Annotated in this window: 24 protein-coding genes; 13 read left to right on the top strand and 11 right to left on the bottom strand. The window is 42.4% G+C overall.

Going from position 1 to position 18,254, the window contains the following annotated elements; all coding sequences use genetic code 11:
• Positions 1-2: 2 nt before the first annotated feature.
• The gene (locus DUL71_RS13585) at positions 3-554 is read right to left on the bottom strand and encodes a YciE/YciF ferroxidase family protein (protein WP_114938628.1); all 552 of its coding nucleotides are present in this window, start codon (positions 552-554) and stop codon (positions 3-5) included.
• Positions 555-839: 285 nt separating this feature from the next.
• Between DUL71_RS13585 and DUL71_RS13580 the strand changes: the two genes are divergently transcribed.
• Genes DUL71_RS13580 through DUL71_RS13565 form a run of 4 tightly spaced genes read left to right on the top strand, consistent with a single transcriptional unit; the run spans position 840 to position 4,048 of the window.
• Complete coding sequence (locus DUL71_RS13580; protein ID WP_114938627.1) at positions 840-1,220, top strand: TraR/DksA family transcriptional regulator; 381 nt, start codon at positions 840-842, stop codon at positions 1,218-1,220.
• Positions 1,220-2,920 (top strand): FAD/NAD(P)-binding protein, encoded by a 1,701-nt coding sequence (locus tag DUL71_RS13575; RefSeq protein ID WP_114938626.1) that lies wholly within the window; start codon positions 1,220-1,222, stop codon positions 2,918-2,920. Before DUL71_RS13580 ends, DUL71_RS13575 begins: the two co-directional genes overlap by 1 nt.
• A gap of 10 nt (positions 2,921-2,930) precedes the next feature.
• The gene (locus tag DUL71_RS13570; protein WP_114938625.1) at positions 2,931-3,503 is read left to right on the top strand and encodes a DUF1543 domain-containing protein; all 573 of its coding nucleotides are present in this window, start codon (positions 2,931-2,933) and stop codon (positions 3,501-3,503) included.
• Complete coding sequence (locus tag DUL71_RS13565; protein WP_161964433.1) at positions 3,500-4,048, top strand: hypothetical protein; 549 nt, start codon at positions 3,500-3,502, stop codon at positions 4,046-4,048. The genes DUL71_RS13570 and DUL71_RS13565 overlap by 4 nt, the downstream gene beginning before the upstream one ends.
• 15 nt (positions 4,049-4,063) lie before the next feature.
• Here DUL71_RS13565 and DUL71_RS32780 read toward each other — a convergent pair whose 3' ends face one another.
• A complete protein-coding gene (locus tag DUL71_RS32780) occupies positions 4,064-4,417 on the bottom strand; it encodes an NUDIX domain-containing protein (RefSeq protein ID WP_425270977.1) in 354 nt (117 codons plus the stop codon).
• A gap of 555 nt (positions 4,418-4,972) precedes the next feature.
• Between DUL71_RS32780 and DUL71_RS32675 the strand changes: the two genes are divergently transcribed.
• Positions 4,973-5,098: a hypothetical protein gene (locus DUL71_RS32675; RefSeq protein WP_279629790.1), complete on the top strand. Its 126-nt coding sequence runs from the start codon at positions 4,973-4,975 to the stop codon at positions 5,096-5,098.
• A 37-nt stretch (positions 5,099-5,135) separates the two neighbouring features.
• Here the strand turns inward: DUL71_RS32675 and DUL71_RS13555 are convergent, their stop codons facing one another.
• On the bottom strand, positions 5,136-5,414 hold the full coding sequence (locus DUL71_RS13555) for a helix-turn-helix domain-containing protein (RefSeq protein ID WP_114938622.1): 279 nt from the start codon (positions 5,412-5,414) through the stop codon (positions 5,136-5,138).
• A 504-nt stretch (positions 5,415-5,918) separates the two neighbouring features.
• Between DUL71_RS13555 and DUL71_RS13550 the strand changes: the two genes are divergently transcribed.
• From DUL71_RS13550 to DUL71_RS13540, 3 genes are all read left to right on the top strand, one after another.
• Complete coding sequence (locus tag DUL71_RS13550) at positions 5,919-6,380, top strand: low affinity iron permease family protein (protein WP_114938621.1); 462 nt, start codon at positions 5,919-5,921, stop codon at positions 6,378-6,380.
• Positions 6,381-6,664: 284 nt separating this feature from the next.
• Positions 6,665-7,021, top strand: coding sequence for a YetF domain-containing protein (locus tag DUL71_RS13545; protein WP_154402390.1), 357 nt, complete (start codon positions 6,665-6,667; stop codon positions 7,019-7,021).
• A 102-nt stretch (positions 7,022-7,123) separates the two neighbouring features.
• Positions 7,124-7,852, top strand: coding sequence for a DUF72 domain-containing protein (locus DUL71_RS13540; protein ID WP_114938619.1), 729 nt, complete (start codon positions 7,124-7,126; stop codon positions 7,850-7,852).
• A 511-nt stretch (positions 7,853-8,363) separates the two neighbouring features.
• Here the strand turns inward: DUL71_RS13540 and DUL71_RS13535 are convergent.
• From DUL71_RS13535 to DUL71_RS13515, 5 genes are all read right to left on the bottom strand, one after another.
• Positions 8,364-8,693, bottom strand: a complete 330-nt coding sequence (locus DUL71_RS13535; protein ID WP_208645552.1) for a CinA family protein — start codon at positions 8,691-8,693, stop codon at positions 8,364-8,366.
• A gap of 27 nt (positions 8,694-8,720) precedes the next feature.
• Complete coding sequence (locus tag DUL71_RS13530; RefSeq protein WP_114938618.1) at positions 8,721-9,095, bottom strand: SpoIIAA family protein; 375 nt, start codon at positions 9,093-9,095, stop codon at positions 8,721-8,723.
• Between the two features lie 462 nt (positions 9,096-9,557).
• On the bottom strand, positions 9,558-11,093 hold the full coding sequence (locus DUL71_RS13525) for an FAD-dependent oxidoreductase (protein ID WP_114938617.1): 1,536 nt from the start codon (positions 11,091-11,093) through the stop codon (positions 9,558-9,560).
• An 81-nt stretch (positions 11,094-11,174) separates the two neighbouring features.
• The gene (locus DUL71_RS13520) at positions 11,175-11,762 is read right to left on the bottom strand and encodes a DUF4142 domain-containing protein (protein ID WP_114938616.1); all 588 of its coding nucleotides are present in this window, start codon (positions 11,760-11,762) and stop codon (positions 11,175-11,177) included.
• A gap of 100 nt (positions 11,763-11,862) precedes the next feature.
• The gene (locus tag DUL71_RS13515; RefSeq protein ID WP_114939178.1) at positions 11,863-12,639 is read right to left on the bottom strand and encodes an endonuclease; all 777 of its coding nucleotides are present in this window, start codon (positions 12,637-12,639) and stop codon (positions 11,863-11,865) included.
• Between the two features lie 254 nt (positions 12,640-12,893).
• On the opposite strand from DUL71_RS13515, the gene DUL71_RS13510 reads away from it, so the two are divergent.
• Positions 12,894-13,535: a response regulator gene (locus DUL71_RS13510; protein WP_114938615.1), complete on the top strand. Its 642-nt coding sequence runs from the start codon at positions 12,894-12,896 to the stop codon at positions 13,533-13,535.
• A 3-nt stretch (positions 13,536-13,538) separates the two neighbouring features.
• Here DUL71_RS13510 and DUL71_RS13505 read toward each other — a convergent pair whose 3' ends face one another.
• The 3 genes from DUL71_RS13505 to DUL71_RS13495 all read right to left on the bottom strand — a co-directional run bounded on the left by DUL71_RS13505 (position 13,539) and on the right by DUL71_RS13495 (position 15,065).
• The gene (locus DUL71_RS13505; protein ID WP_114938614.1) at positions 13,539-13,865 is read right to left on the bottom strand and encodes a single-stranded DNA-binding protein; all 327 of its coding nucleotides are present in this window, start codon (positions 13,863-13,865) and stop codon (positions 13,539-13,541) included.
• Between the two features lie 80 nt (positions 13,866-13,945).
• Positions 13,946-14,266, bottom strand: coding sequence for a response regulator (locus DUL71_RS13500; protein ID WP_114938613.1), 321 nt, complete (start codon positions 14,264-14,266; stop codon positions 13,946-13,948).
• Between the two features lie 148 nt (positions 14,267-14,414).
• Complete coding sequence (locus tag DUL71_RS13495) at positions 14,415-15,065, bottom strand: response regulator transcription factor (RefSeq protein WP_114938612.1); 651 nt, start codon at positions 15,063-15,065, stop codon at positions 14,415-14,417.
• A gap of 805 nt (positions 15,066-15,870) precedes the next feature.
• Here DUL71_RS13495 and DUL71_RS13485 point away from each other — a divergent pair.
• From DUL71_RS13485 to DUL71_RS13470, 4 genes are all read left to right on the top strand, one after another.
• On the top strand, positions 15,871-16,599 hold the full coding sequence (locus tag DUL71_RS13485; protein WP_114938610.1) for a DUF72 domain-containing protein: 729 nt from the start codon (positions 15,871-15,873) through the stop codon (positions 16,597-16,599).
• Positions 16,600-16,681: 82 nt separating this feature from the next.
• On the top strand, positions 16,682-17,131 hold the full coding sequence (locus DUL71_RS13480) for a ferritin-like domain-containing protein (RefSeq protein ID WP_114938609.1): 450 nt from the start codon (positions 16,682-16,684) through the stop codon (positions 17,129-17,131).
• A 58-nt stretch (positions 17,132-17,189) separates the two neighbouring features.
• A complete protein-coding gene (locus DUL71_RS13475) occupies positions 17,190-17,855 on the top strand; it encodes a flavodoxin family protein (RefSeq protein WP_114938608.1) in 666 nt (221 codons plus the stop codon).
• 3 nt (positions 17,856-17,858) lie between these two features.
• Complete coding sequence (locus tag DUL71_RS13470; RefSeq protein ID WP_114938607.1) at positions 17,859-18,242, top strand: DoxX family protein; 384 nt, start codon at positions 17,859-17,861, stop codon at positions 18,240-18,242.
• Positions 18,243-18,254: the final 12 nt, after the last annotated feature.

Below are 18,254 nucleotides of genomic sequence, written 5' to 3'. Positions count from 1 at the left end.
AATTATACCTCCTCTGTTGCCTGGTAATTAATATCTTTCTCAGCTATGCCGGTCAGTAACTGGTCGGCGTTTTTTTCTTCTTCCAGCGTTTGCGCCAGTATCCCGGCAATGTCATCCCGGCCGATGGTTTTGGCCAGCTGGCAAAGTCCGCCATAGGTAGCGATCTCATAGTGCTCCACCTTTTGTGATGCGAGGATTATACCGACGTCGCGGGTCGCAGTCCCAGGTTCGGTCGATTCGATAATCTCGGCACCTTCCAGTGTCAGTCCTTCCATGGCATCGCATTTCTTAGCCATTGGCTCCTCTCCAAGCAGGCTGAAAATTTCTTCGAGGCGCTGTACGTGGCCTTTGGTTTCTTCGAGATGGGTTGTGATTGTTTGTTGAAGTTCTTTTGAACCTGCTGCGGCGATCATGTCCGGCAATTTTTTTACCAGGTGGTTTTCTGCCCAATAAATGTCCATAATTCCGTCTTTAAAAAGCTCCGTTAAAGCCGGGTCTGCATTAGTCACAGCATGAGTACTGAACTTAGGATCTGTGTTTGTTTCCTTTTTCATAGTGTTAAATGATTTAAATAATTGTTAAGAGGCGCTGATGAGAAAGTTGGAGCGGCTAATAGAAGTTGCTTATACAACCATATTGTTTGCCGATTGTTTAGATTATTTGCACATCTTTTCAATGGGCGAACAGGTGTTGGAATTATTATAGAGGTGCCGCTGCGGTTTCCTAAATAGACTTAGTTAATGATCAGGTTATCCAATGTGGAGTGAATTGTAAATGTTTACAAAGCAATAAACGTTAAGTCAAAACCAAACCTGCTATAATGTTGTTGGCTAAAAACTATGGAAAATAACACCTTACGCTATTCGGATCAGGATCTTGCAGAATTTAAGTCGTTGATCCTCGGCAAAAAGCAAATTGCGAATGAAGAACTTCAATCTTTGATGGGCTCACTGGCGCTTAACAATCCCAACGGTACTGATGATACCAGTGGCGGCTACCAGACCCTGGAAGACGGTTCTGCTACATTGGAAAAGGAACAATTGCACCAACTGGCGTCCCGCCAGCGGAAATTTATCGATCAGCTCGACGCAGCCTTGTTCAGGATTGAAAATAAAACCTATGGCATTTGCCGGAGTACCGGGAAACTGATCGCGAAGGAACGTCTGAAAGCGGTACCTCATACCACTCTAAGTATGGAAGCTAAATTGAAGGCTGCCTGATGCTGAAAATTGGAATTATCGGCGGAGGCCCGAGCGCTTTGTTCATCTACAAACGCATTGTCGAAAACGCTAAACCGGGTCTGGAAGTGGTCATTTTTGAGAAAGGCGACCGCCCTGGTGCAGGCATGCCATACAGCAAAGAAGGCGCAAATGATGAACATATCACCAATGTGTCCGGCAATGAAATACCGGATTTGGTAATACCGGTCGCAGATTGGGTCAGGAGTGTTCCTAAAGATACCCTGGACAAGTTCAACATCGACGCGAACAGATTTAACGAGTATAAAACCCTTCCGCGTCTGTTGTTCGGCCAGTACTTGACGGATCAGTTTAAATTATTGCAGCAGCAGGGCAGGGATAAAGGGATTGCAACTGAAATGCGGTTCAATACTGAAGTCGAAGACGTCATTGACGACCCGGGATCCGCAAAGGTTCGGGTTGAGGTGGCCAATAAGCGACCTGCGGAATTTGACCGTGTGGTAATATGTACAGGACATTTGTGGCCAAAACAACACGAAGGTCGTGTTCGGGGTTATTTTGATTCCCCTTATCCGCCATCCAAGCTGGCGTTTTCAGCCAATCATGCTGTTGCTATTCGTGGGTCTTCGCTTACGGCAATCGACGCGATCCGCACACTGGCCCGGTACAATGGTGATTTTAGTTACGAAAACGAAAAGCTGGTGTACCAGGCGAAAGAAGGTTCGCCGGATTTTCGAATTGTTATGCATTCCCGTAACGGCTTGCTCCCTGCGCTGCGATTTCACCTCGAAGACTCGCATTTGGGTAAGCAAACCATTCTGTCGCCGGAGGATATTCGTTATGTTCGTGATGAGAACGGCGGCTTTTTGCCGTTGGATTATATATTCGATAAAAACTTCAAAGAAGGGTTAGCGAAACACGATCCGGAATTTTACGAGTTGGTCAGGGATATGAATTTGGAGGAATTTGTATCCATGATCATGGAAAAACGTGAAAAAACAGACGCTTTTGTTCTGTTGTCCCGGGAATATGCAGAGGCTGAAAAATCGATCCGCAACCGGGAATCGATCTATTGGAAAGAAATGCTGGGCGTGCTCAGCTTCACTATGAATTACCCGGCTAAATATTTTCCGGCAGAAGATATGCTCCGGTTGCAACGCGTGCTGATGCCGCTTATTTCCGTAGTGATCGCTTATGTTCCGCAAAGTTCGGCCAAAGAATTGCTGGCCATGCATCAGGCGGGAAAGCTTAGCATTATCGCCGTCGGTGAGAATAATGAGATTGAACCGCAGGATGGGGGCGGTATTATTTACCGTTATCAGGATGAAGGGAAAGAGGCCCGCGCAGATTATTACCCTACATTTGTCGACTGCATAGGCCAGCCTCATTTATCCTATGAGGAGATACCGTTTAAAAGCTTACTCTCGGGCAGGGCGGTAAGCCCGGCTAAATTGTATTTTAAAAATGAAGAGGCAGGCTTTAAGGAAATTAACGAAGGCAATGAAAAAGTGCGCAGAGACCGGGATGGTAAGCTTTACTTGCTGGTGCCCGGCATTACCATCAACGATAGCTTCCAGGCGGTGGACGAATATAATGCGCTGAACGAACGCTTGTATATCATGGCAGTACCATTCATCGGCGGATACAACCCTGATTACTCAGGCCTCGACTTTGGAGAGGAAGCTTCCAGAAGCATCATCAAAGCCCTGTTGAAAAACTAATGGTGTGATTATGGAAAATGAATTAAAGTTATTCATGATTTTGCTGGGATCCAAAGCGCCCGGACGAACGGTGGAACAGCATGATTTCTTTTTCGGTATAGCCACATCCTTAAAGGAATTGGTACCGGCAATGCGGGATTTCTGGCCGGAAGCCGGTTCCAGCCTGCATATTGATGGCTGGCGTGAGGTTACCGGCGTAGATGGTTACAAGATTTCCATAGCGGCAAAAGGGACACATCTGGAGTTTACGAAAAAATTGTTCTTTGTGAACTTGGGCGGGTACCGGGAAGGAATACTCGAGGAACAACATTATACTTTATTAACGATCAGGGATGACCGTAAAGAAGCCATGAAAACCGCGACCGTTACTTCTTTTTTTAAACAGCAAAGTATTCAAACAATAAAGGCGGCCAGCGCCCATATCGATGAAAAATACGGTATCGATGTTGACGAGATCTACCGTATTGAGGACGTATTATCTCCTGCGTTAAAGGCTGCCTATACACTGGTCATTACTAAACAGGAAGGGCCTGCGACGGTTGACCAGGTTCACTTGGGATACCTCAAATTAAACCAGTTATGATGCGGAGCGTATTGCTCATGAATTGGGTAAAATCGCTTTACAAGCAAAAGCGGATCCGCGTAAGTGGCGAGCCTTATATGGATCATTTGATATTCGTGGCGGAGCTTGCAGAAAAATATGAGCCTTTGGGCTATGAGATCGGCCTGTGCCATGACCTGCTGGAAGATTTACCGCTGAATGCCGGACAGTTACATCATGTCCTTGCAAATTTTGGATATAAGCCAGGCGAGCAGGAGCAAATCGTCAAGGCTGTTGTAGAACTTACAGAAGTTTTTACTAAAACAAGATATCCGGAGTTGTCTAAAAAGCAACGCCGGAAACTGGAGACAAAGCGGCTTGCCAAAACCGGCAAGCAGGCTCAAACTGTTAAATACGCCGACCTCATCTACAATATCGGATGGACTGTTAAATATGAACGGGAAAAGGCTGAAAAATATCTTAGACGAAAAAACAAGTTGTTACAAATGCTTGATAAGGGCGATTCGCATTTACATAAGAAGGTATTAATTGCCGCGAGGCGCGCCAGATCTACTGTTAAATCATGACTGACGTTATAGCCTTTATAATTGATCCTGCGAGCGTAATTTTTGAAGACATAGGGATGACCACACGGTGTATTGATCTGGATTTTGTAAAATGGCAGTTTCCAGATCATCAATTCCTAAATATCGATAATTCGATACTTCGAGGGAATTGATTGAAGGGGGCTCGTCAGTAAGGCCGGTAAATAATAAATCATATTCGTGTCTTATCAATCCATCTTCAAAATCAGCCCGGTAAACAATATGGCCACATGGTTCTGGCTCATAATCCATCCCGATTTCTTCCTGCAAGCGGCTCCGCGCCGTATCAATGCTAAGTTCATCCGGGTGTGGGTGTGTGCAACAAGTAGTGTTCCATTTTACCTGTTGAATGATATTTTACAGCAGCACGTTACTGAAGCAATAGTTTGCCCTGGCTGTTAAATACAAATACCGATATCGCGCGATGAATCACACCTGATTAATGTGCCTCCATTTTTTCCATGTAGCCAAGAATGGCATTTTCTTCATTCACTAATATAATATGGTTCATAATTTGGTTAGGCGGTTATTGGGGAGCATAATCCGCTTAAACCAATTGAATTTTCAACCGGTCTTAGCAAAACTGTAATCAAATTCAATTCAAACGTTTTTAAGCAGGGTGTCAAATATTAAAAGCATCTTACGGCGGTTAGATACCCGGAACTGTTTTGAAAATACTGTACGCGGATGCATTTAGGGTTTTGTTTTAATCCTGGAAGATTTTAATCCTGATATAACCATAAATTGGCGGGCTAAGCGGTTTACTTCAATTGTATGCGGCACGTTAAGCATTATTAGCCCAAGTTTACACCGATAAGTGCTAATTGCAAAAATAAGCTCATTTATGGCATAGTTTATGTTAATAGTTTATTAATTAAATTAATCGTTAATTAAAATATAAACATCATGCCTACTAAAGCGAAAAGCAAATCAGAAGCATCTAAAGAGATGCGCGATCCTAAAGCCTCTAAACAGGAAAAAAGTAATGCCGCAAAAGAAATGAGCAGCGGTCACAAAAAAAGCAGCAAGTAGTTCAAAAAGCGGCGTGAATCGCCGCTTTTTTTTGCTTTTAATAGAGCAGCGTCAGTTCAGGTATCAGTGAGTTGTCCACCGTTTTCTTCGGTGTTATTCCACTGTCAATCAATTCGGCTATATCAATTTCCAATATATTCGCGATGTCAAAAAGACGCTGAACACTCAATGTGCTATATCCTAATTCAAGTTTGCTGTATGCATTCTGACTAATAGAAAGCTTGGCAGCTAAATAATTCTGTGTGTAATCCTTGCGTTCACGTAATGTTCTGATATAGTTGGTAATTGCCCTGGTATTGTCTTGTGTTTCTTTCATGTGGTTTTAGAAGCAATATCGCTTATTAATACCGCTCATGCCACAACCCCGGTTTTCCGTTTTTGTTTTGAAATTGGGAGCTTGTTTATTTTAATAAGATAATATTTTTCATGTTTTCTTACTTTTATTGATGAGCAGGAAATTCTGAGATCATTCAACTTCATGGTGTTAAGGTTTGGGCCGAAAATTGAAAGCGGTGCAGATTCTATATTTTATTTCCGTTTGCCGATAGGTTAGTTATTTTTAAATTAGTGAGATATCTTTTCAACCGGATGATCACGATTTTAGTTGCCATGTTGATTCTAAATTGCCGTATTTTATTTTAAAACTATCCGGAGTAAGTTTTGTTTAATAGAACAAGCATAAGCAGTTCCGCTCATTTTATTAGCCAGTCAGTTTTGGGATTGACCTAAGTATTTATCTTCGGATCATTATCCGTGGGTTAAACTCTAATGCCGTGATTATATAGCGTGACAAAGCAACAAAAAGATAAAGCAGGGTTTGATGAAAGGTAAAATCAATTATTTTGAACAGTTTTCAAATTGGGCTACCACGGCTACCGGGAGTTCAGCTGCATTCATTATTGCAGTACTCACCATTCTGATTTGGGCCATATCCGGCCCTGTGTTTCACTATTCTGAAACCTGGCAGCTTATCATTAACACGGGTACAACGATTATCACGTTTTTAATGGTTTTTTTGATTCAAAAGTCTCAGAATAAAGATTCCAAAGCCATTCACCTCAAACTTAACGAGTTACTTGCATCTCACGAGGGCACCAGTAACCGCATGGTAAACATTGAGAATTTAACAGAAGCCGAACTGGATCAATTACATAAATTTTATATCCGGTTATCGGAACTGGCAAAGCAGGAGAATGATTTAACAAATACGCATTCGATTGATGCAGCGCAGAAGAATAACCAAACCAAGTCCAAACGTCATCATCTAAGATCCGGAAGTTGAAGCTGATTGTAATCAGTGCTCACTAACAAAAAAAACAAACATACCGCGATATTTATGAACTGTACTTATTCGGCCTTTGTTTGATAAACCGGCGACAGCATTTTCAAGGCTACTCTGTCTGTAATTAGGATTTAGTTTATTGATTTATGAAAGATACATTTATTCAAATATTTGGAGAAGGCAAAGACCTTAGCATGCTGCAAATGAGTAGCCGGGGCGTTATAATGTTTTTTATAGCGCTCATTTTAATCCGAATTTCCGGACGACGATCCTTTGGCCTCCGCATGCCGCTAGATAACATTATCAGCATTTTGCTTGGTGCTATCATGAGTAGGGCAGTTGTAGGAGCTTCTGCCTTTTTACCGGTTGTAGTGTGCTGCCTTACCATTGTAAGTCTGCACCGTTTACTCGGATGGCTGGTGGTTTACAGTAAAACGATTGCCGGATGGGTCGAAGGAGAGAAGATCCCGCTTTATCAGAAAGGTGATTTTGATGACAATTGCTTAAAGCGCGGCCTGGTACGCCCGGAAGATGTGATGCAGGGAATTCGACGCTCCGCCCTTACTGAAGACCTGAATACAATTGATAAGGTATACCTGGAACGAAATGGCGAAATCAGTGCTGTTAAGAAGCAAAACTGATAAAAATAGCAAATACAGATATTGACAACAACTTGCGGGAAATTCACAAAATCACCGGAGTTGCAATACGTGGATGTGACACACCAATCATAAAGCAAGAGTATGAAATGGCATATTGGATGTTCAGGGTTTCACTATAAGCATTGGAAAGGTTCATTTTATCCGCATGACCTGCCGCAAAAAAGATGGTTCGAGTTTTATGCAAAACAGTTTAAAACATTAGAATTAAATGTCACTTTTTACCGTTTCCCCAAACTGTCCGTGTTGCAGGATTGGTACGCTAAGGCGCCTGATGATTTCCGTTTTTCGGTTAAAGCGCCCAAGGCTATAACCCACTTCAAGCAATTTCATGGTACTGCAGATATGCTTACAGATTTTTATGGCACTATAAGAAAAGGACTGCAGAATAAACTCGGGCCTGTACTGTTTCAGCTTCCCCCGCGTTTCCATTATGATGAAGCACGGTTGAGCCGTGTGCTCTCGCAGCTCGACCCTGCTTTTGATAATGTGCTTGAATTTCGTCATCCCGGATGGTGGAGAAGCGAAGTTTATGAGCGCCTGAGGCAATCGGGAATATCTTTTTGCGGAATGAGCTATCCGGGCTTACCGGATAAAATTGTGATAACCGGTCGCATAGCTTATTATCGGTTTCATGGTGTCCCTAACTTATACAGATCCGGGTATAGCGAGGAAGACCTGAGCAATTTTAAAAACCGGTTAAATAATAATCCAAAACCCGATGAAATATGGTGTTATTTCAATAATGACGCGGAGGTAGCCGCAATACCTGATGCCAAAGCCTTAATGAATTTAAGCGAGAGTTATTTGTGAAAGGTTCAGTTCCGGGTGGGATTTATTGAATGCTGAAATTCAACTAAATAAAAGGTAGTTTAAGCATAAAAATCAGGTATTTCGCGCAAGAACCGGGCTGCTGTTTTTATGTTGAATTATTAGACATATCTATCATCAGTTGATTAAATAAATCTAAAGGGTTATCAATTATTTAAAGGTAAAAAAATGAACGAGGAAAGAAAAGGAAAATGGACGAGTTATGATATTGAACGCCCGGAAAAATTACTGTCTATTTTCTGGATTGTTTTCGTACTTGTACTTATTGTATACGGTTTATTAATCAAGTGAAACATGTAAGCTTTTGTTGGGAATGAGATCAATTCGTTCAAGTCCTGTCAAATCATATTTGTAACTCGTTGATAAGCAGATCGGCTGTGGCATGTATGGTTTGATGAATGACGTCCTCGCATGTACCTTAAATACTTTCCGCAGGCACGTCTCCTTGTTCTTGATCAGCGCGAAAATAAACATAGTTCCTACAGGCTTTTCCTCAGTTTCGCTTCCACCTGGTGTGGTAAGACCGGTAATGGGTAACCTGGATATCAGACCGGATAAGCTTTGCAAGGCGGTAAGCCATTTCCCTGGTTACCTCTATAGATTCGGGCGTGTAATCCTCAATCATCTCCCGAGGTACGCCAAGAAGCGAAGTTTTAAGATCAGCATCGTAACACACTATCCCACCCTTAAGTACCTTACCCGACGCTTCAGTCAAAGCAAATTCCGAACACAACCACCCCGCGGTCGCGCTTTCGGCAAAGGCTATCGTCATACCGAGTTCGGCCATCAATTTGCTGCATTGCTGCACTTTGCCCTCTGCCATATTAACCTCGCCTTCCTGATTATCTGTTTAATTATCGTCGGTTTCGCTAACCCAAAGCACGGCCCCATCCAATTGCTGATGGGTAAAACCTTTTGATTTACCGGGTATCATCAACCTGAAAAGATCTGTGAACCATTCTACACCTTTTTGTTCCGAGACGATCGCGATGCGGTTCCATTTGCTGAAGTTTTTCAGGCCGAGTTTAAGGTCGTTCCACCAGGCTGCCAGGGTAAAGTTCTGTACGTTGGTATCTAATACCAGCAGGTAATTGATCTTTCCTTCTCGGCGGACCAGTTCATCAATGGTGGGAAGCAGCACGGTTTCCATATCCTGTCGTGTTACTTCGCCAGTTGCCCTGATGCCAACTACATGGGCTGGTAAATTATTGATTATTTGAAGCATAGTTATTTTATTTTGTCGTCATCATAACGACTGTTTTTATTAATCATTTTGAAACCTATTCCTGCAAAAATTGCAAAAACGATAAGTGCCGGTACAGGTTGTGAATAATAGTTTTTACCATTAAGCGAAGGGAGGAGAGGGTGCATTTTAAAAGTGCTTCTCCTCACAGCAATAGCTACTACCCCCGCTTATTCCTCCCAACCAAAAATTATTTTTCAGATCAGGCTCTATTTTGTCTTGCTCCCAAAGTTTCGAGTAGATAGCAGCGAAAAACAAACTTACGCCATAATGCCCCAGCCAGCCAACTAAGCGGCTTCCCAGCGTACTAAAGTTTAGCAATAACCGACCAATTAGCTGCCCTAATCGTTCCGGCTCGATATAGTTTTCGCCGCTTGCCCTGAGATCAGGTACCTGAACAATGCAAGAACGTTATGCCTGTGATCCCCCGGGATCAATACGTTTTTAGCTTTCATCATCGGTAATGGTTTTCAGGTTTCTTGTTGCTGGGCCGGTTAATACGTTTCCCTCTATATCGTAACGGGCACCATGGCACGGGCAGTCCCAACTTCTCTCTTCCGCGTTCCAGGCCACAATACATCCAGAATGGGTGCATACGGGGTTTAAAGCATGAATATTACCTTGCTCATCCTTGTAGGCTGCAATTTTTTTGCCATCTACCTCCAGTAACTTTCCTGCCCCCGGGGCTAAACGTTTTAACGAATCAGTTTTTTTAACGTTAAAACGGTCAGCAATAAAGTGATAGGCCACGTCGGCGTTCTCCTTCACAAATTCACTAAAACTATCAATCGGCTTAATGCGGGCAGGGTTAAATAGTTGTCGATAAGGTGTATCATTCGCAATAACCAGATCGGCGAGTATACGGCCTGCAATGCTGCCCAGCATCATTCCGTTACCATTGTATCCGGTGGCACAGTAGATACCATCGGCCGTTAGTGGCATTTGACCAATATAAGGCAGTCCGTCTGCCGGAATATAATACTGACTGGACCAGCGGTATTTTACAGAAGAAACGGCGTAGTAGTCTTTGGTGTATTTTTCCAGTTCGGCAAAGGCCTTTTCAGGATCCTCATGACCTGTTTTATGATCAAGGCCACCAACCAATAGCAGGTCTTCGCCATCAATGCGATGGGTACGTACATAATGATATGGTTCCTGGCTATCGTAGATCAACGCATCCGGATACTTCCCGCCTTTCAACTTCACTGCAATCACGTAGCTCCGGTAGGGGGCGCACTCAAAATTGAATACACTAATATTAGGTGGCATATGCGTGGCGTATATTATTGCTTTAGCTGTTATTAACAGCTTGTTAGCATGCGCTTCGTGCATGCCTATTTTACTATCAACTTTTTCAATCAATGTGTGCTCAAATAATATACCGCCGGCCTTGATATAGGCTTTTTTTAATCCATTGATGTATTTAATAGGATCAAACTGAGCCTGCCCCTCGAAGGCTAAAGCTTTTTCAAAAGGAACAGGAGTAGGAACATTGGCGGTATAATTAACCGGAACACCAACTTTCAATGCAGCAGTATAGATTTCTTCCAGTTGCTTAATTTGTTCTTCATCTTCAGCATATAGGTAGCCTGTTTTACTTTCATAGTCGCAGTCGATATTTAAAGTGCTTACATTATTGCTGATCAATTCAGCTCCTTCCCTGATTGCCCTTGCGAATAAACGTGCCCCTTCCTCGCCAAAAGCACTTTCCGCTTCGGCATAAGTGGTATCAGCAAAGGTGTTGATATGCGCGCTTGTTCCACCGGTTGTGCCAAAACCTATGGTATGCGCTTCGGCAATTGCGGTTTGTTTTCCGGCTTGCTGGAGTAATAGGGCGGCTGTCAGCCCGGTTATTCCTCCGCCAACAACGAGACAGTCTAAAATACTTTGCATCTCAGCCGGCTTCGGCGGTGTGTTATCGAAATTATATTGCCAGGGGCTATTAAGTGCCCCATCTCGTGAAGGTGGATTGATATTCATTGGAAATAGGTGTTTTGACCGAAAAAAAATTTTAAAAATAGTTTTCTTGGGGAACAGCCAGATGTTGGTTGTTGGACCGAATTATTTCATTTTTTGCTGAATCTTTTCAATTTCCGTAAGGTGCATTTTTAACATCGGGATGGCTTTATCAATAAGTTGCTTCATTTCGGGGTATTTAACCTTGCCCGATGCTTCTTCAAAATCCGCGATATCCTTTTTATGGTCTTCAACCATAGCGTCTACATAGGCCTTATCAAAGGCAGCACCTTTTTTACCTGCCAGTTCCTGTTGTAGCTTTTTTTCTTCGTCGCCTATCGAATCGGGCAGCACAATTCTTTTTTTATCTGCAAGTTCTTTAAGTTCTATGTTGGCTTTCGAATGGTCGTGGATCATCATGGTACCAAACTTTCTTACTTCATCGCTACCCGCATTGCTTTGTGCAAGTTTACCAAGTACAACTTCGGCCATGCCGCCGTTAGCCGCATCAACGGCAAATTTGGCATCTGGTGCGCTAATAGCCCAATCGCCCGTGCCCGTGTTTTTGTTGTGCAGCGAATCCTGGTTGGTGTTAACGCTATCTGCTTTTTCTTTGCTGTCTTTTCCCGAACCACATGCAGCTAAACCAGTTAACGATAAGCCGATCATCGAGATATAGATCATCTTTTTCATAATAAATATTTTATGGTAAACAATAAATGATTTTTGTATCAGCGATGGCTGATCATAAGCGGAGCGGCTAAGAAGAATTTAATTATTGAACAGTCTTATCTTACAAAAGTTTTGTGGCCATCTCAATGTTGGCTCGTTTTTTTTCGTCATAAAGTTTTTGGCACTTGCTGCAGTAATAGCAGTGACGCTTCGTTTTACCCAGGTCGGCTTTATTGAACGGGATTTTGTTTCGCGGACATATTTGTTTTTCATGCGCCTCCAGATGTTGACGTAAAGTCTCCGCCTTGCGCCACTCGTAAAAATCTTTACAAAATACGACGACTTCGCTGATAAGTTCATTGAGTTTTCTTGTTGGTATGAATGCGATTTTGCTTTCGGGGTGTACTCTGGTCCGGAACAGGACTTCGTTTTTTACAATATTGCCCGAACCGGCAAAAATGCGTTGGTCGATTAGGGCATCGCAAATCAGCCGTTCAGGTTTAAGCATTAGCTTTTCGCGTGCCTTTTTTGCATCAAAGCCCTTGTTCATTACGTCTGTAGTCCAATCAAATGCCTGTTGGGGTGGGTCTGTTATTAACTTTACATGAGCGATATAAAAATTAAGTTCGTCCTCTTCAAACTGTAAAAACAATGAAGCCCGGTTTTTGCCGCGATGGTTTATCTTGTAACTTCCAAAAAGGCCAAGATGGACCCGGACGGAGAATCCCCGGAAAATAATAATCAAATTTTTGCCCCATGTGCGTATATCTGAGATGGTTTGATCAATCAATACCGCCGGATCGAAACCCTTAGCATATCCATCGGCCATAATGATCTTCTGACCTACAAATGGCTGTAGCTTTTCTTTCAATATTACTAGACTTGGGCCTTCGGGCATATCGATGTTTTTGTTAAAAAGCACCCGGGTAGAGAAAAAGTTTTATTTAAGCACGATATAAATTTTGATAGTTTTTTGTCACTTGTTTTTCATTGCATGGAATTTTCCACATCAACACGTAGATACCGGCATTTATAGTAAAAAAACATCAGCTTGCGGTAACTACCTAAATAGAAACGGGTATTTGCCGTATTGTTATTACTTATTTATTGCTGAATTTTTACAGACCGTAGCAAATTGAATACTGTCTGTTCATGATCAAAATTTTACTGGCCGACGACCACAGCATCGTCAGAAACGGTATCAGAAATTTACTGGAAAAAGAAGAAAACATTGAAATTGTGGGCGAAGCACGTAACGCCTTTGAGGTATTAGAGCAACTGCAATCAGTGACGCCCCACATAATTTTGGCCGATATGAATATGGCCGGTATGAGCGGAACGGAACTTGCCCAAAAGCTTAACTCGGATAATATAAGTATTAAGGTTATCCTGCTCACCATGCATGATAATCAACTCTATGTCAACAGCGCTTTCAGGGCGGGGGTGCAGGGATATCTGTTCAAAAATATTGACGCCAGCGAGTTATTGTTTGCCATTAACCAAGTGCATTCGGGCCGCCGTTATCTTTCCGCAGAGTTATCAATGCGCATGCTGGATCAGTTTATTAACCAAAATCCGGAAGCAAGCGTTTCTACCGGCGATGTTGAGTTTTCTTCCCGCGAATTGGCTATATTGAAGTTAATAGCAGAAGGGCATACCAACCAGGAAATTGCCGACATGCTATTTACAAGCAAGCGTACTGTGGAAGGGCACCGGCAAAGCATGATAAACCAATCGGGTGTTCGTAATACCGCTGCCTTGATCAGGTTTGCTATGCAGCACGGGTTGTTGTAACGTTTAAAACCCTAAGGGTTCTATGCTATAAGCTACAACTACAGTTTTATATCGCTTTATTGCATCATCGTCTGTGTAAGGACTTGTTTGCAGGCGGCCCTGTATATACAATGGTGTGCCATAGTTAAGGGTTTCCTTACCAATTACTTGTTCATTGGCCTGAATCTGGTGATATTCATGAAACAATTCGTCGAAACCATTTCGTTTAATTCTTTCCGTGGTAACAAACGAAAAATTTAAGGTTCTTTTACCGTTCTTAACGTGCCAACGTGGCTCTTTATCAATTTTACCGGCAAGTATTACTTTATTGATAGTGGATTGGTTCAGCATTTACTTTCTTTATGGCTTAGGCTTGTATTGGTTGAGTAAGCTCTTTGATAGCGTGAAGTAAGTTATCTAAGTCGAAGGGTTTAGGGATAAATGTTGCAGCTGCAATCATCTAAAGCTTGCCTGGCTTTAGGATAGGCTGATAGGATAATAACAGGTAACTGTGCCGTGTAACGGTTTATTTTGATCTGTTGACAGAGTTCGCCGCCTGTTACCCCCTTAAGAATGTAATCTAAAATGATAAGGTCTGGCTTATAACTCATGATCTCATGAAATATATTGTCGATTTCAGACAAACTGTGCACTTCGTAACCTTCATAGCTGAGTGCTTCGTACATCACGTCGAGGATGTCGTTATCGTCATCCACAACAAGTACTTTAATGTTTTTAATACCGGGGATCATGACACTATTGATTTTGATTAGCAGATGATGCTAAGTTATAAGCAATAATTTGTGCTGGCTTGTGGTTTATACCTGCAAAATGCTTCGGTAAATACGCTTTTTTTAATTTTAAGTTAATATTCTGTAGGCATTTAACGATACATCACATTTAATTTATCAAACCATGCTGGATAGCATAGCGGATGAGCGAGGCTGTGTTCTTGGTTTCGGTTTTTTCAATTAATGATTGCCTGTAATTTTCAACGGTTCTTTTACTTGTAAAAAGTCGATCGGCAATTTCCTGATTAGTTAAGCCGTCGGCCACCAGCATCAGCACTTCTATTTCTCTTGTCGAATATTCAATGCCGGTTTGCTGTTCGTGTTGTGACCTGTCGGGCTGATGGATAAGCTTGTCCAAAAATCTAAGAGAAAGTTCAGAACAGATGTATCGCCCATCAATGTGGATATGCCTGATCGCAAAAATCAATTCGTCGGCACTGATATTTTTAAGTAAGTAGCCGGATACGCCTGCTCTGAAAGCCTGCAAAACGTATCGTTCATGATCGAGCATGCTTAAAATCACTATTTTTAACGGAAAATTTAAATCCCTGACCTTTTGGGCCATTTCAACGCCATTAAGCACAGGCATATTGATATCTGCAAGGATGATATCCGCTGCTGTACCTCCTTGTAACAGGTCAATCACCTCCTGGCCGTTGAGGGCTTCGCCAACAATGCTCAAATCTTTTTCTCTTTCCAGTAAATTGCGGATTCCGTCCCTTACGATATTATGATCCTCTGCCAAAATGATCCTGATCATGAGTTGTCTTTTTATTATAACACTAAAGTAGGATGATTTAGTTTGATTACTCAGATATTTTGATCGAATAAATATCTTATGCTATCCGATAAGAACTATAACATCACATCAACTTTTTAAAGTAAAAACAATTTTGACCTAACGTTGTGATTTAATCATGTTAGATTTGTTTCCAGCCGATCCATAATGAGGCAGTGGTCCGAATTACCATTAGTTCTTCTTCCCAATCTTTTCCCGGAATTAGCTGCCACGGTTACTGCTCATTTTGAAAAAATAGGAGACGTTTCTGTGTAAGCATGCTGCTGGCGTTAATTGTGCTAATTGTACAACCTGAATTTAACCCTTGCAGAAGGGCCATTGAATGTTATGGCAAAATTGAATTTAAATACTATTAAAAGAATAGCCGTACAAAAGGCTGAAACAAAATGCGACGGGATAATCGCAAATTGTAAACAAACCAAGTATGAAACAAAACCTGAGTTGATAAAACAGATTTTGAATGGGCTTTTAATAGGGGAAAGCATCCGGTTTTCGGAAACATTATTCTCAGATCAGTACAATCATATACCAACAAGGTAAAAGATTGGGTAAGCAGCGAATTTGGTCAGGACTTTTGCGATGGTTAAATTAAAATAGCCGAGGGGGGGAAATTGGCGGAATAAAATCAAGGCTTTAGATAACGGAACACAATTTTAATTTCTTTATCCATAAATCTTCAAAGTCAGGAAATGAGGATATGGGTAATCTCGTTTATTTTTTGGAGTAATCAATAAATGTCTTATTGTTAAATAATTCATCAAACGCGATGAGAAACTTTTACTCAGGCACCAGTAATCTGGTCTTACCGGTGCCCAACAAAACATTTTTTCCTGAAGCGTTTCGCAACGGCACAAGATTGAGCTATTATGCTTCATTGTTTAATTCTGTCGAGGTCAACGCGAGTTTTTACAAAATGCCACGGGCAAAAACAGTGGCTAAATGGTCGGATGAAGTTCCTGACGATTTCGTTTTTTCGTTTAAACTGAATAAATCCATAACACATGCCCTAAATGGCCAGTTCGATCTGAAGTCTGTCCCCGCCTTTATGGATGCGATTTGCGCAACGGCAAAACGGGGTTGTCTGTTGGTACAGCTGCCACCAAAATTCAGGCCTGATCTGGTACAGTTAACGGCGTTATTGGCAGCATTGAAACCCTGTGGCTGGCGCATCGCGGTCGAGTTCCGTCAACCGGATTGGTATGCGCAGGAGGTATTTGAGTTGTTGCGCAGCTTCGATGCAGCTGTTGTATTACATGACATGCGAAAATCGACAACATCTGTTTTATCGACGGCAAATCATATTTATATACGCTATCATGGGCCGGAGGACGGATACCGGGGAAGTTATACTACAGATTACCTGGAAGAATATGCTGGTTACATACAGGAATGGTTGACCGAAGGCAAATCAGTATATGCCTATTTTAACAACACCCTTGGAGCTGCAGTTCAAAATTTGCAGACCTTGGATCGCATAGTGAGGCTACATGATTGATATTTAATTTCCTTTTAATTAAATATTTAAAAAACAAAGCTAATGTGATGGCGTTATTAAAATACATCAAAAACATCTGAATATGGAAACCAGAACAACTTCAGTTCTTAACGAACTGATCGAAATTAACAATGACCGTGTAGCCGGTTTTGAAAAGGCAATAGCTGATATTAAAGATGAGAATATCGATCTGAAAGAAATTTTTCAGCGTTATGCTTCACAAAGCAGGGAAAACAGCCAGGAATTAGCGGCTTTGGTTGGTGCTGAAGGAGATGAAGTGGAAACAGGTACCAGTGTAAGTGGTAGCCTGCACCGTGCATGGATCGACGTAAAATCTATCTTCGGTGGAAACACACGCGAAAGCATCCTGTCTGAAGCTGAACGCGGCGAAGATGCCATCAAAAAGGCTTACCGCGAAGCATTAGAAGACACGGAATTAAGTGCATCTGCCCGTGAAACCATCATACGCCAGCAAACAACAATAAATGCGGCGCATGACGAAGTAAAGGCATTGCGCGACGCCGCAAAATAAACCAGATCAGAACTTAATTCGGGAGCTGCCAATGGCAGCTCCCTTTGTTTATAAACCTATGAAAGCATTACTGATTAACTGCACGCTAAAACGTGCGCCTCAATTTACCAATACCGGCGCGCTGGCCGAAAGAGCGGCCGCACAACTCCAGGAACTTGGTTTTGAAACCGAGATCATCCGCTTAAATGATTACAATGTTTTAACCGGCAACAGTTCTAACGAGGGTGAGGGAGATGAGTGGCCGCAGATCCTCGAAAAGGTTAAGGCTTGCAATATTTTTATAATTGCCACCCCAATATGGATGGGACACCTGGCTTCTACCTCACAAAAAGTGATTGAACGCCTGGATGCTATTTTCAGGGATGAGAATCTGATAGATGAAACAACCGGGCAATATATGCCATATAATAAAGTGGCGGGCTGCCTGATCACCGGCAATGAAGATGGTGCGCATAGCTGCGCCGCGCAAGTATTATGGTCATTACAGGAAGTTGGTTTCACTATTCCGCCAAATGTTAATGCCTATTGGGTGGGTATGGCCGGCGGCGAAAAAGATTATGTGGAAGCAGGAGGGGAACGATACCTGTATACCAACAAAAGTCTCCGGTACATGACGCAAAACCTGGCCTTTATGGCTAAACTATTGGTAGAAAATCCCTTTACTACCAACTTGAATGAGGCTGCAAAAGAGGCCGAGGTGGAAAGCGATAAAGAAGAAGAATAACCGATGGAAAACGAAACCATCAAAAATGGCGCACGTGTCCTATTGGGTGCGGCGCTGATATTTGCGGGTGCAAGTCACCTTACTTTTGCCCGCAGAGAGTTCCGGGCGCAGGTGCCTGATTGGGTTCCTTTAAAAAAGGATGACACAGTTATTTATTCAGGTTTTGCAGAGATAGCCCTTGGCGCGGCATTGGTTGCTGCACCTAAAAAACAGCGTAGCATGTTAGGCATCATTGCAGCCGGTTTTTTTGCCGCTGTATTTCCGGGTAACATTGCCCAATATACACACCACAGAAATGCTTTCGGGCTGGATACGGATCATAAACGATTGGCACGGTTAGCTTTTCAACCTTTGTTAGTGCTTTGGGCTTTAAAAAGTACGCGATAATTTAACCCACAA

It is taken from the genome of Mucilaginibacter endophyticus (assembly GCF_003351025.1).
Taxonomy (GTDB): Bacteria; Bacteroidota; Bacteroidia; order Sphingobacteriales; family Sphingobacteriaceae; genus Mucilaginibacter; species Mucilaginibacter endophyticus.
Note: the sequence above shows the minus strand (reverse complement) of the source record. Positions and strands in the feature narration are given on the sequence as shown.